We start from the raw sequence: 12,543 nt of genomic DNA, 5'->3' as shown, positions 1-12,543 counted from the left end.
TACCTGCGAGTACCCTAAAATGATAACTAATACAAAATTAGATCCGATTGAAAACGCTTCTCGTGACGAATTACAGGCTCTGCAAACCCAGCGTCTGAAGTGGACGCTGAAACACGCTTACGACAATGTTCCGATGTACCGCCGCAAGTTTGACGCGGCGGGGGTCCATCCTGACGACTTCCATGAGCTGAGCGACCTGAGCAAGTTCCCGTGCACCACCAAGCAGGATCTGCGCGATAACTACCCGTTCGATACCTTTGCGGTGCCGATGGAGCAGATTGTGCGTATCCACGCCTCGTCGGGAACCACCGGCAAGCCGACGGTGGTCGGCTACACGCAAAACGATATTGATACCTGGGCCAACATCGTCGCCCGCTCCCTGCGCGCGGCGGGCGGCACGGCGAAGGATAAAATCCACGTTGCCTACGGCTACGGCCTGTTCACCGGCGGCCTTGGCGCGCACTACGGCGCGGAGCGTCTGGGGGCCACGGTGATCCCGATGTCCGGCGGCCAGACGGAAAAACAGGCGCAGCTGATCCGCGATTTTCAGCCGGATATGATTATGGTTACGCCCTCGTACTGCCTGAACCTGATTGAAGAGCTCGAGCGGCAGATGGGCGGCGATGCCAGCCGCTGCTCCCTGCGGGTTGGCGTATTCGGCGCCGAGCCGTGGACGCTGGCAATGCGGGCGGAAATCGAGCGCCGTCTCGGGATCACCGCCCTGGATATCTACGGACTTTCGGAAGTCATGGGGCCGGGGGTGGCGATGGAGTGTCTGGAAACCGCCGACGGCCCGACCATCTGGGAAGATCATTTCTACCCGGAGGTGGTCAACCCGCACGACGGCACGCCGCTGGCGGATGGCGAACACGGCGAGCTGCTGTTCACCACCCTGACCAAAGAGGCGCTGCCGGTGATCCGCTACCGCACCCGCGATTTGACCCGCCTGCTGCTGGGCACCGCGCGCAGCATGCGGCGGATGGATCGCATCAGCGGACGCAGCGACGACATGCTGATCATTCGCGGCGTCAACGTCTTCCCGTCGCAGCTGGAGGAGGAGATCCTCAAGGTGGAGCATCTGGCGCCGCACTATCAGCTGGAGGTCAATCGCCGCGGCCATCTTGATTCACTTTCGGTACGCGTGGAGCTGAAAGAGAGCAGCCTGTCGCTGACCCACGAGCAGCGCTGCCAGATCTGCCATCAGCTGCGCCACCGCATCAAGTCGATGGTCGGGATCTCCACCGATATCAGCATCGTCAACTGCGGCAGCATCCCGCGTTCAGAAGGCAAAGCCTGCCGGGTGTTCGACCTGCGCAAGGTTGCCGCCAACGGCTAGGTCAGCGCCTCCCGGCCCGCGCATTACAGCCGGCCGGGCGATGAAACCCCCGGCGGGACGCCGCGCGCCTGCCGGGAGCTCCCTGTGCTATGATTCGTCATGGACTAATAACAGCAACGGAATGAATCAGATGAGCAGGCTTGATAATTTTATTCAACAGGCGGTAACGGCGATGCCGATTAGCGGGACCTCGCTGATCGCCTCGTTGTACGGCGATTCGCTGCTGCAGCGCGGGGGCGAAGTGTGGCTCGGCAGCGTGGCGGCCCTGCTTGAAGGGCTGGGGTTTGGCGAACGCTTTGTGCGTACGGCGCTGTTTCGCCTCAACAAGGAGGAGTGGCTGGACGTGGTGCGCATCGGCCGCCGCAGCTTCTATCGTCTGAGCGACAAGGGGCTGCGCCTGACCCGCCGCGCGGAGCACAAAATTTATCGCGCCGGCGCCCCGGAGTGGGACGGCACCTGGCTGCTGCTGCTCTCCGAGGGGCTGGAAAAAAACACCCTGGCGGAAGTGAAAAAGCAGCTTCTGTGGCAGGGATTTGGCGCGCTCGCGCCGAGCCTGCTCGCCTCGCCGTCGCAGAAGCTGGCGGACGTCCAGTCGCTGCTGCATGAGGCGGGAGTGGCGGAGAACGTCATCTGTTTTGAAGCGCACTCTCCGCTGGCGCTCTCCCGGGCGGCGCTGCGCGCGCGCGTTGAGGAGTGCTGGCATCTGACCGAGCAAAACGCGATGTACGAAACCTTTATTTCGCTGTTTCGCCCGCTGCTGCCGCTGCTGCGCGACGTCGATAGCGCGGAGCTGACCGCAGAGCGCTGCTTCCAGATCCAGCTGCTGTTAATCCATTTTTATCGTCGGGTGGTGCTCAAAGATCCGCTCCTGCCGGAGGAGCTGCTGCCGGCGCACTGGCTGGGGCAGACCGCGCGCCAGCTGTGCATCAATATTTATCAACGCGTCGCCCCCGGCGCGCTGGCCTTCGTGAGCGAGCACGGGGAGAGCTCGGTCGGCGAACTGCCTGCGCCGGGGCCGCTCTATTTTCAACGTTTTGGCGGCCTGACCGCCGCTTAAGGAGAGCCGATGCCGATTTATCAGATAGACGGAATGACCCCGGTGGTCCCCGATGAAAGCTACGTTCACCCCACGGCAGTGCTGATTGGCGACGTGATCCTCGGGAAAGGCGTGTACGTCGGGCCCAACGCCAGCCTGCGCGGTGATTTCGGGCGTATTGTGGTGAAAGACGGCGCTAACATTCAGGATAACTGCGTGATGCACGGCTTTCCCGGCCAGGATACGGTGGTCGAAGAGGACGGGCATATCGGCCACGGGGCGATCCTCCACGGCTGCGTCATCGGCCGCAACGCGCTGGTGGGGATGAGCGTGGTGATTATCGACGGCGCGACGATTGGCGAAAACAGCATCGTTGGCGCCTCGGCGTTCGTTAAGGCCAAAGCCGAGATGCCGGCCAACCATCTGATCGTCGGCAGCCCGGCGAAGGCGATTCGCACCCTGAGCGAGCAGGAGATCGCGTGGAAAAAGCAGGGGACGCGGGAGTATCAGGTGCTGGTCGAACGCTGCCAGCAAACGCTGCATCAGGTGGAGCCGCTGAAAGAGGTGGAACCGCAGAGAAAGCGCCTGGAGTTTGACGAAAGCCTGCGGCCGAAATCATCATCCTGAACCATAGCCCTCCGGCATGGAGGGCCTAATATTTAGCCAGCTCCTGAAAGAGCGCCGGGTTCGCCTGAATCGCCGCCAGCACTTTTGCCGCCAGCCCCGTTGGGTTGCGTCGTCTGGATTCCCAGCTTTTAATGGTATCCACGCTGGTTCCCAGCGCTTGCGCCATTTCCGTCTGGGAAACGTTCAGCCGCGCTCGAATGGCCTTCACGTCAGCAATCTCATAGCGAGTCACGCGGGCCGGGGCTTTATCGCCATTTTTGATATCCACGGCTTCTTTGAGAGACGTTTGAAGCTCATCAAAAAAACTCATATCACACCTCATTTTTCAGTTGTTTTGCTAGTTTTTTGAGCTGCGCTTTTTCAGCATCGGTCAGGCTATCTTTAGTGCTTTTTGGGTAAGCCAAAACCAGATAGATAATCTCAGCGGTTGCGAGGAAGTAGATCACCCTCGCGCTGCCGCTTTTCCCCTGAGAGCCTGTCGCCATCCTGATTTTCCGTAAGCCACCCGTATTCTGGATGATATCCCCGGCATCCGGATTGCCAATGAGTTCTTTCTGCAGCGCCCGAAGCTCATCGTCAGTAGCAAGCTGTTGTATCTGCCGGGTAAACAGCGGTGTTTCGATAAATTCAATCGCACAGCACATGAGTACGCTCCTTATTAAGGTACCATGTACACTTTCATGTGTACATGGTACCCATGCATAATTTTACGGCCATCTGTCAGGCGGGTGCCCGCAGGTCGGAGACGGGTTGCCTCAAGCCGTGAGCGCTATCGTACAGGTTGAATGGTTTTCTGACGGAATGAGCTGCTGATGTTACGAGGCGTCTCGTAAAGTGGGTGATGGGGAGAAAAAACTCCCACCGGGCGGTGGGAGTGGAAATCTATTATGCCGCAACTACGCTATCGATGGCCGCTTTGGCGTCGTTCTGCGCTTTGGCCGCCACTTCCGGACCGTAAGCGATGCCTTCAGCGAAGACGAAGTTCACGTCGGTGATGCCGATGAAGCCGAGGAAGGTCGACAGGTACGGCGTGACCAGGTCAGTCGCGGTATCTTTATGGATGCCGCCGCGGCTGGTAACAACAACAGCGCGTTTACCGGTAACCAGACCTTCCGGCCCTTTCTCGGTGTAGCGGAAGGTGACGCCAGCGCGAGCCACGAGGTCGAAGTAGTTTTTCAGCTGAGTCGGGATGTTGAAGTTATACATCGGCGCGGCGATAACAATCACGTCATTTGCCTGCAGCTCGGCGATCAGCTCGTCGGACAGCGCCAGCGCTTCCTGCTGACGCGGAGTCAGCGGCGCATCGCTCGGACGCAGAGCACCCACCAGTTCGCCATCCAGTACCGGAATCGGATTTGCTGCCAGGTCACGCACGGTGATAACGTCTTCAGCGTGCTTTTCACGCCATTGTTCAACAAAATAGTCGGACAGCTGACCGGATTGCGAGTACCCTGCCAGAATACTGGATTTGAGAACTAATACTTTGCTCATGGGTGTTTCCTTATATGAGATTGACGGGTCGATGCCCTGGTGCTTGCTGACACTTTATTCACAATCATGCCACAGAGAAAGCGCAATAAATCGAACTCCGTGTTCAGTTTTTTTGAACAAGGCATGAAATGATCAGCTGTGGTAATCTACAGCAATACTTCAAAAGAGATTTTTCCTGGCAGAGCACTGCCCGATAACGCTATGACAGAACAACAAATTTTCACCTTCCCCCAGCTCTTCCAGCAGCTTGACGGCCTGATGCTGCGCGACAGGTCACGCTTTTCCCGCCGTCTGCACGGCGTGAAGAAGGTTAAAAATCCTGAATCCCAGCAGACTATTCTGCGGGAGATGGCGCAGGAGATTGCGGCGGCGGCAGGGAAAGTCCTGCTGCGTGAAGCGGCGCGACCGGCGATCACCTATCCGGAAAACCTGCCGGTAAGCCAGAAAAAGCAGGAGATCCTCGAAGCCGTGCGCGACCACCAGGTGGTGATTGTGGCGGGGGAGACCGGCTCCGGTAAAACCACCCAGCTGCCAAAAATCTGTATGGAGCTGGGGCGCGGGGTGAAAGGCTTAATTGGCCACACCCAGCCGCGTCGTCTGGCGGCGCGCACCGTGGCAAACCGCATCGCCGAGGAGCTGCAAAGCGAGCCGGGCGGCTGCATCGGCTATAAGGTGCGCTTTAGCGATCACGTCAGCGACAACACCATGGTCAAGCTGATGACCGACGGTATTCTGCTGGCGGAGATCCAGCAGGACCGGCTGCTGATGCAGTACGACACCATCATTATCGATGAGGCCCACGAACGCAGCCTCAATATCGATTTCCTGCTCGGCTACCTGCGGGAGCTGCTGCCGAAGCGTCCGGACCTCAAAATCATCATCACCTCGGCGACCATCGACCCGGAACGTTTCTCGCGCCACTTTAACCACGCGCCGATTATCGAAGTTTCCGGCCGCACCTATCCGGTCGAAGTCCGCTACCGGCCGATCGTGGAAGAGGCCGACGACACCGAACGCGATCAGCTGCAGGCGATTTTCGACGCCGTGGATGAGCTGGGCCATGAAAGTCCCGGCGATATCCTGATCTTTATGAGCGGCGAGCGGGAGATTCGCGATACCGCCGATGCGCTCAATAAGCTCAACCTGCGGCATACCGAAGTGCTGCCGCTCTACGCCCGGCTGTCGAACAGCGAGCAGAACCGCGTCTTCCAGTCCCACAGCGGGCGGCGCATCGTGCTGGCGACCAACGTCGCGGAAACCTCGCTGACGGTGCCGGGAATTAAGTACGTTATCGACCCGGGCACCGCGCGCATCAGCCGCTATAGCTTCCGCACCAAGGTGCAGCGCCTGCCGATTGAGCCCGTTTCTCAGGCCTCCGCTAACCAGCGTAAAGGCCGCTGCGGTCGCGTATCGGAAGGGATCTGTATTCGCCTCTATTCCGAAGACGATTTCCTGTCGCGCCCGGCGTTTACCGACCCGGAAATCCTGCGCACCAACCTGGCGTCGGTTATTCTGCAGATGACCGCGCTGGGGCTGGGTGATATCGCCGCCTTCCCGTTCGTTGAGGCACCGGACAAGCGTAACATCCAGGACGGCGTGCGCCTGCTGGAGGAGCTCGGGGCGATTACCACCGACGAGCAGATGGCCGCCTATAAGCTAACCCCGATGGGCCGCCAGCTCAGCCAGCTGCCGGTTGACCCGCGGCTGGCGCGAATGGTGCTGGAAGCGCAAAAGCACGGCTGCGTGCGCGAGGCGATGATCATCACCTCGGCGCTGTCGATTCAGGACCCGCGCGAACGGCCGATGGACAAGCAGCAGGCTTCGGATGAGAAGCACCGCCGCTTCCACGATAAAGAGTCGGACTTCCTCGCCTTCGTCAACCTGTGGAACTACCTCGGCGAGCAGCAGAAGGCGCTGTCGTCGAACCAGTTCCGCCGCCAGTGCCGCCTTGATTTTCTTAACTATCTGCGGGTGCGCGAGTGGCAGGATATCTATACCCAGCTGCGCCAGGTGGTGAAAGAGCTGGGCCTGCCGGTCAATAGCGAACCGGCGGAGTACCGCGAAATTCACACCGCGCTGCTGACCGGGCTGCTGTCGCATATCGGCATGAAGGATACCGACAAGCAGGAGTTTACCGGCGCGCGTAACGCCCGCTTCTCGATCTTCCCGGGCTCCGGGCTGTTTAAGAAGCCGCCGAAGTGGACCATGGTTGCCGAGCTGGTGGAAACCAGCCGCCTGTGGGGGCGCATTGCCGCGCGCATCGACCCGGAATGGGTGGAGCCGGTGGCGCAGCATCTGATTAAGCGTTCGTACAGCGAACCGCACTGGGAGCGGGCGCAGGGCGCGGTGATGGCGACGGAGAAAGTGACCGTCTACGGCCTGCCGATCGTTGCCGCCCGCAAGGTGAACTACAGCCAGATTGACCCGGCGCTGTGCCGCGAGCTGTTTATCCGCCACGCGCTGGTGGAGGGTGACTGGCAGACCCGGCACACCTTCTTCCGCGATAACCTCAAGCTGCGAACAGAGATCGAAGAGCTGGAGCACAAATCGCGCCGCCGCGACATCCTGGTCGATGACGAGACGATGTTTGAGTTCTACGATCGGCGCATCAGTCATGACGTCATCTCGGCGCGCCATTTCGACAACTGGTGGAAGCAGGCCAGCCGCGAGACGCCGGATCTGCTCAACTTCGAAAAGAGCATGCTGATTAAAGAGGGCGCGGAGCAGGTCAGCAAGCTGGACTACCCGAACTTCTGGCATCAGGGCAACCTCAAGCTGCGCCTGACCTACCAGTTTGAACCGGGCGCCGACGCCGATGGGGTGACGGTGCATATTCCGCTGCCGCTGCTCAATCAGGTAGAGGAGGCCGGCTTCGAATGGCAAATCCCCGGCCTGCGCCGGGAGCTGATTATCGCCCTGATTAAGTCGCTGCCGAAACCGGTGCGGCGTAACTTTGTCCCGGCGCCGAACTACGCCGAAGCCTTTTTAGGCCGGGCGACGCCGCTGGAGCTGCCGCTGCTGGATTCGCTGGAGCGCGAGCTGCGGCGGATGAGCGGCGTGACCATCGACCGCGAGGCCTGGCAGTGGGATCAGGTGCCCGATCACCTAAAAATCACCTTCCGGGTGGTGGATGATAAGAACAAGAAGCTCGCCGAAGGCCGTTCGCTGCAGGAGTTAAAGGACGCGCTGAAGGGGAAAGTGCAGGAGACGCTCTCCGCGGTGGCCGATGACGGTATCGAGCAGAGCGGGCTGCATATCTGGAGCTTCGGCACGCTGGCGGAAAGCTATGAGCAAAAGCGCGGCAACTATCGGGTTAAGGCCTGGCCGGCGCTGGTGGACGAACGTGACAGCGTCGCCATTAAGCTGTTCGACAATCCGCTCGAGCAGCAGCAGGCGATGTGGCGCGGTCTGCGGCGGCTGCTGCTGCTGAACATTCCGTCGCCGATTAAATATCTGCACGAGAAGCTGCCGAATAAAGCCAAGCTGGGGCTCTATTTTAACCCCTACGGTAAGGTGCTGGACCTGATTGACGACTGCATCTCCTGCGGCGTCGATAAGCTTATCGACGAGGCCGGCGGGCCGGTATGGACGGAAGAGGGCTTTGCGAAGCTGCACGAGAAGGTCCGCGCCGAGCTCAACGATACGGTGGTGGAGATAGCCAAACAGGTTGAGCAGATCCTGACCGCGGTGTTCAACGTCAACAAGCGGCTGAAAGGGCGCGTGGATATGACCATGGCGCTGGGGCTGTCGGATATCAAGGCGCAGATGAGCGGGCTGGTCTATCGCGGATTCGTCACCGGCAACGGCTTCCGCCGGCTGGGGGATACGCTGCGCTATCTGCAGGCGATTGAAAAGCGTCTGGAGAAAATGGCCGTCGATCCCCATCGCGATCGCGCGCAGATGCTGAAGATTGAGAGTATTCAGCAGGCGTGGCAGCAGTGGTTGAATAAGCTGCCGCCGGCGCGGCGCGACGATGAGGACGTGCAGGAGGTCCGCTGGATGATCGAGGAGCTGCGCGTTAGCTTCTTTGCCCAGCAGCTGGGTACCCCGTACCCGATTTCCGATAAGCGGATCCTGCAGGCGATGGAGCAGATCGTCGCCTGATCGGCGGGCTTTAGGGTGGTTTGGGCGAATAAGCGCGTTGGATGCTGGTGGTATGGATATTCCGTCCAGTTTCGTGGAATATTCCGTTCACGGTAAATCTGGCGCTATTCTCAAACCCGCTGCGGGTGAACGGCACGGGGGGCGTTTCGCCCGCCCCCCGTGGCCCCCGGCATGGCGCTGAAAACTGCCGCTGCGCGGTACGCTCCACTCCGGCTTCATCTGGCGGACCGGGCAGGACTCGACGTCCCTGTCTCGACCTGCCTCTCTGGCCGCCGTCCTGGCGGCCAGTCCTGGATGCGCGCCTGCGTTCCCGCCAGTTTTCTTGATGCGCCTTAACCCCCGCGCTGCCGGTCCGTGGCCATGCTGTAGCCAGGCTGCTGCTGAAGGTTTTTCAGTAATGGCAATCGTGGCATGAGGCATCGGGACGTGCAGCAGGGGGGTTGGGCCGGCTAAAAATCGCTGAGGCGCAGGCGGCTGGCCGGGGCCGCCAGCATGGATGCTGGCGGAGGCAAGCCTTACAGGGAAGTTACCTCTTGCCGTCCCCGAATAGCCAGACGGCGGAGACGAAGGTATCGCGCAGCGACGATTTTTCTTGCCGGGATGCCGGGTCCCCAGGGCCGGGCGAAACCGGCCCTGGGCCGTTCACCTATGCCGCAGTAAACAGAAGTATGCGGGACCAATGGTGAACGGAACATTCCACGGAAATGAACGGAGCTTAAAAAGCAGCCTTCGCCCAAACCACCGTTTCACGGCGATCCATCAGCTAAGCCCGACCCGAACCGTACAAACGCTACCCGTTGACCCACGCCAGCGTAAACCCATCCCAGCCCTTGCTGCCCACCGTCTGCAGCGCCGTCACCGTCAGGCGCGGGTCGCTGCCCATCATCTCAATAAACCGCCGCACGCCCTGGACTCGCTCATCGGCGCTGTGCGGATTGGTCACTTCACCCTCCCGCACCACGTTATCGCCGATAATCAGCGTTCCCGGGCGGGAGTAGCGCAGCGCCCACTGCAGATAGTGCGGGTTGTTGGGCTTATCGGCATCGATAAAGATCAGATCAAAAGCGGGGCGATCGCCGAGGCTCTCAAGGGTCTCCAGCGCCGGGCCTTCGCGCAGCACAACCCGATCGTCCACCCCCGCCAGCTGAAGATTCTGCCGCGCGATCTGCGCATGGTGCGAGTCGGCTTCCAGGGTCAGCAGCTCGCCGTCCGACGGCAGCTCGCGCGCCATCCAGATAGTGCTATAGCCGCCGAGCGTGCCGATCTCCAGCACCCGCCGGGCGCGGGTGATGCGCACCAGCAGCGCCAGAAACTGTCCCTGGTTGGCGGCAACGTCGTAGGCCGGAAGGCCGGCGCGCTGGTTATTCTCTAACACCTGCTGCAATAGCGGGTCGGACGGGATCAGCGATTCAACAAGATAACTATCTACAGCAGACCATTGTTGTTGCATGCCTAATTTCCTGTATTACGTCCCTGATGAAACAGACCAGCCGCCTCCCAGCGCCCGATATAAATCAACCTGCGCCAGCAGCAGGTTATTTTTCACCTGCACGACGCTGGTTTGCGTCGAGAACAGGGTGCGCTGGGCGTCAAGAACGTCGAGATAAGAGGAGTAGCCGTTGCGATAGCGGTTTCCGGCTATCCGCAGCGTCTCCTGCGCCACCGCCTCCTGATCCTGCAGCTCCGTCAGCTGCTCGCCGTAGCGGGTGATGGCGTCCAGGCTATCGTTGACCTCGCGAAACGCGCCGCGCACCGTTTTCTCATAGCCGTACAGCGCCTGGTTACGCTGGGCCATCGAGACGTCGACCTGGGCGTTCAGCGCCTGGCGGTTAAGCAGCGGGGCGAGAATACTGCCGCCGAGGCTCCACAGCCGCAGCGGGTTATCGAGCAGGTCGGGCAGCGTGCGGTCCTGCATGCTGCCGGTGGCGGTTAAGTTGATCGACGGCAGCAGCTGGGCCTGAGAAGAGGCAAGAGTGGCATCGGCGGCGAGCAGCTGGCGCTGGGCCTGCACGATATCCGGTCGGCGGTTCAGCAGGCTGGAGGGCAGCTGCGACGGCAGCGCCAGCGGCGTCAAATGGGCAAAGTCCTGGCGGCTGATGGCCTGCGGATTGCTGCCGATCAGCACGCTAAGGGCGTTCTCCTGCTGGGCAATTTGATGCGCCAGCGGCGGGATCTGCGCCCGGGTAGATCGCAGCTCCGAATCGGCCTGCATCAGCTCGAGGCGCGAGGTGTAGCCGGTCTCAAACTGGCGTTTAGCCATGTTGTAGGCGTCCTCGCGGGATTTCAGCGTCTGCCGGGTGACCCGCAGCTGCTCGTCGAGAGAGAGCAGCGTCAGGTAGCCGGCGGCCACCGAGGTGGCGACGGTCAGATCGGCGGCAGCGGCGGCGGCCTTCTGCGCCTCAAGAGTGGCCTCGGCGGCGTCGGCGGCGCTGCGGTTGGCTCCCCAGATATCGACGTCATAGCTGGCGGTCAGCCCGCCCTTATAGACCGTACTGTGGACGGGCAGGCCGGTGGCGGTGGACTGCGCGCGGGCGCGGCTGCCGGTCAACGAGGCGTCAAGCGACGGAAACAGGCTGCTGTCGGCGGCGTAGGCCCGCGCCTGATACTCATTCACCCGCTCGCGGGCGATCAGCACATCGCTGTTATAGCGCAGCGCCTGCTCCACGTACTGATTGAGCTGGCTGTCGTGAAAGTTGCGCCACCACAAGCCCTCAAGCGGACTGGCGGGGCCAATATCGGCACGCCAGGCGGCGGGGATCTGCAGCGACGGCGCGGCAGGAGGCACGTCTGCCGACCGGCAGCCGGCCAGCGCGACGCCGAGCGCCAGCGCAAGGGAGAGTCGGCGCATCATGGCTTCTCTCCCTCACGGGTATCGATGGTGACCTGCACCGACATGCCGGGGCGCAGATGCTGGCTATTTTTCTGCCCCTCATCAACCGCGATGCGCACCGGAATTCGCTGGGCAATTTTGACGAAGTTGCCGGTGGCGTTGTCCGGTGAAATGGCGCTGAACTCAACCCCAGTGGCCGGGGAGATGCTCTGGACGACGCCGCTGAACTTCTCGCCGCTGAGCGCATCGACGCTAAAGGTGGCGGCCTGGCCAATGCGAATGTGCGCCAGCTGGGTCTCTTTCATATTGGCGATCACCCAGTGCTGCGGCGGCACCAGCGACGTCAGGTGGGTACCGGCGCTGACGTAGGCGCCGAGCCGGACGGAAATTTGCCCCAGCTGTCCGTCGGTTGGCGCAACGATCCGCGTGTTCTGCAGATCGATATCCGCCAGCTCCAGCGCGGCCCTGGCGCTGGCAACGTCGGCCTCCAGGGCGTCGCGGTTGACGATGGTGGATTGCAGATCCTGACGCGACATTTCCAGCGTGGCTTTCGCCTGCTCAATATCGGCGGCGCCCTGCGCGGCGCTGGCCCTTGCCGAGTCGCGCTCGCGAATCGACAGCGAGCCGTCGGCGGTCAAATCCTGCACGCGCTTTAAATCGGCCTGGGTTTTCTGATTCTGCGCGCGGGCGTTTTGCAGCGCGGCCTCGTTGCGGGCAATGACCGCCTGGGCGCTTCTGCGCTGCTGCTGGTTATTTTTCAGCGCCGACTCCTTCATCGCCAGGGTGGCCTGTGCCTGATGGACGCGCTGCTTGTAGATCCGGTCGTCAATCTGGAACAGCGTCTGCCCGGGCTTAACCTGGGCAAAATCCTGAACGTTGACGGCGGTGATATAGCCGCTGACCTGCGGGCTGATAAAGGTGGTCTGCCCGCGCACGTAGGCGTTATCGGTAAACTGGCTGTGGCGGGTAAACGGCGGCAGCTGCCACGCGTATAAAATCACCAGCACTCCAACGAGGCCAATGGCGGCGGCGGTAAAAATAGAGACCACGCGAATATTATTGCGGGTATTGGCCTGTTGCCTGGCGGCATCCTGCTGACTCATAACGACTCCAGAGTAA

At 61.2% G+C, this 12,543-nt stretch carries 10 protein-coding genes; 4 read left to right on the top strand and 6 right to left on the bottom strand.

Annotation, left to right across the window (positions count from 1 at the left end):
• Window positions 1–19 precede the first annotated feature (19 nt).
• The 3 genes from paaK to paaY all read left to right on the top strand — a co-directional run bounded on the left by paaK (window position 20) and on the right by paaY (window position 2,999).
• On the top strand, window positions 20–1,336 hold the full coding sequence (gene paaK / locus HCK03_RS15060; protein ID WP_167691831.1) for a phenylacetate--CoA ligase PaaK: 1,317 nt from the start codon (window positions 20–22) through the stop codon (window positions 1,334–1,336).
• Window positions 1,337–1,466: 130 nt separating this feature from the next.
• The gene (paaX, locus tag HCK03_RS15055) at window positions 1,467–2,393 is read left to right on the top strand and encodes a phenylacetic acid degradation operon negative regulatory protein PaaX (RefSeq protein WP_166793726.1); all 927 of its coding nucleotides are present in this window, start codon (window positions 1,467–1,469) and stop codon (window positions 2,391–2,393) included.
• Between the two features lie 9 nt (window positions 2,394–2,402).
• Window positions 2,403–2,999 carry a phenylacetic acid degradation protein PaaY gene (paaY, locus tag HCK03_RS15050; protein ID WP_167691830.1) on the top strand — a complete coding sequence of 199 codons (597 nt, stop codon included), beginning with the start codon at window positions 2,403–2,405 and terminating at the stop codon, window positions 2,997–2,999.
• Between the two features lie 25 nt (window positions 3,000–3,024).
• Here the strand turns inward: paaY and nadS are convergent, their stop codons facing one another.
• From nadS to azoR, 3 genes are all read right to left on the bottom strand, one after another.
• Window positions 3,025–3,309, bottom strand: coding sequence for a NadS family protein (gene nadS / locus HCK03_RS15045; RefSeq protein ID WP_041145276.1), 285 nt, complete (start codon window positions 3,307–3,309; stop codon window positions 3,025–3,027).
• Between the two features lies 1 nt (window position 3,310).
• Entirely contained in the window at window positions 3,311–3,643 is a 333-nt protein-coding gene (locus HCK03_RS15040; RefSeq protein WP_041145277.1) for a type II toxin-antitoxin system RelE/ParE family toxin, read from the bottom strand.
• Window positions 3,644–3,884: 241 nt separating this feature from the next.
• A complete protein-coding gene (gene azoR, locus HCK03_RS15035) occupies window positions 3,885–4,490 on the bottom strand; it encodes an FMN-dependent NADH-azoreductase (protein WP_123551366.1) in 606 nt (201 codons plus the stop codon).
• Between the two features lie 258 nt (window positions 4,491–4,748).
• Here azoR and hrpA point away from each other — a divergent pair, with 258 nt between their 5' ends.
• On the top strand, window positions 4,749–8,594 hold the full coding sequence (gene hrpA / locus HCK03_RS15030; RefSeq protein WP_266096260.1) for an ATP-dependent RNA helicase HrpA: 3,846 nt from the start codon (window positions 4,749–4,751) through the stop codon (window positions 8,592–8,594).
• A gap of 790 nt (window positions 8,595–9,384) precedes the next feature.
• Here the strand turns inward: hrpA and HCK03_RS15025 are convergent.
• The 3 genes from HCK03_RS15025 to HCK03_RS15015 are packed head-to-tail and all read right to left on the bottom strand — an operon-like array spanning window position 9,385 to window position 12,527.
• Window positions 9,385–10,044: an O-methyltransferase gene (locus tag HCK03_RS15025; RefSeq protein ID WP_041145280.1), complete on the bottom strand. Its 660-nt coding sequence runs from the start codon at window positions 10,042–10,044 to the stop codon at window positions 9,385–9,387.
• A 15-nt stretch (window positions 10,045–10,059) separates the two neighbouring features.
• Window positions 10,060–11,445, bottom strand: a complete 1,386-nt coding sequence (locus HCK03_RS15020) for an efflux transporter outer membrane subunit (RefSeq protein ID WP_167691828.1) — start codon at window positions 11,443–11,445, stop codon at window positions 10,060–10,062.
• Window positions 11,442–12,527, bottom strand: coding sequence for an HlyD family secretion protein (locus tag HCK03_RS15015; RefSeq protein ID WP_115192911.1), 1,086 nt, complete (start codon window positions 12,525–12,527; stop codon window positions 11,442–11,444). The genes HCK03_RS15020 and HCK03_RS15015 overlap by 4 nt, the downstream gene beginning before the upstream one ends.
• Between the last annotated feature and the right edge of the window lie 16 nt (window positions 12,528–12,543).

The sequence above is a fragment of the Klebsiella terrigena genome, assembly GCF_012029655.1.
GTDB classification, from domain to species: domain Bacteria; phylum Pseudomonadota; class Gammaproteobacteria; order Enterobacterales; family Enterobacteriaceae; genus Klebsiella; species Klebsiella terrigena.
The sequence above is the reverse complement of the archived record's forward strand: the minus strand, read 5'-3'. Positions and strand labels throughout refer to the sequence as shown.

What these genes read in the sequence shown, in the direction of transcription:
- paaK (WP_167691831.1), top strand. Translation starts at nt 20, where the DNA reads ATGATAACTAATACAAAATTAGATCCGATTGAAAACGCTTCTCGTGAC.
- paaX (WP_166793726.1), top strand. Translation starts at nt 1,467, where the DNA reads ATGAGCAGGCTTGATAATTTTATTCAACAGGCGGTAACGGCGATGCCG.
- paaY (WP_167691830.1), top strand. Translation starts at nt 2,403, where the DNA reads ATGCCGATTTATCAGATAGACGGAATGACCCCGGTGGTCCCCGATGAA.
- nadS (WP_041145276.1), bottom strand. Translation starts at nt 3,309, where the DNA reads ATGAGTTTTTTTGATGAGCTTCAAACGTCTCTCAAAGAAGCCGTGGAT.
- HCK03_RS15040 (WP_041145277.1), bottom strand. Translation starts at nt 3,643, where the DNA reads ATGTGCTGTGCGATTGAATTTATCGAAACACCGCTGTTTACCCGGCAG.
- azoR (WP_123551366.1), bottom strand. Translation starts at nt 4,490, where the DNA reads ATGAGCAAAGTATTAGTTCTCAAATCCAGTATTCTGGCAGGGTACTCG.
- hrpA (WP_266096260.1), top strand. Translation starts at nt 4,749, where the DNA reads ATGCTGCGCGACAGGTCACGCTTTTCCCGCCGTCTGCACGGCGTGAAG.
- HCK03_RS15025 (WP_041145280.1), bottom strand. Translation starts at nt 10,044, where the DNA reads ATGCAACAACAATGGTCTGCTGTAGATAGTTATCTTGTTGAATCGCTG.
- HCK03_RS15020 (WP_167691828.1), bottom strand. Translation starts at nt 11,445, where the DNA reads ATGATGCGCCGACTCTCCCTTGCGCTGGCGCTCGGCGTCGCGCTGGCC.
- HCK03_RS15015 (WP_115192911.1), bottom strand. Translation starts at nt 12,527, where the DNA reads ATGAGTCAGCAGGATGCCGCCAGGCAACAGGCCAATACCCGCAATAAT.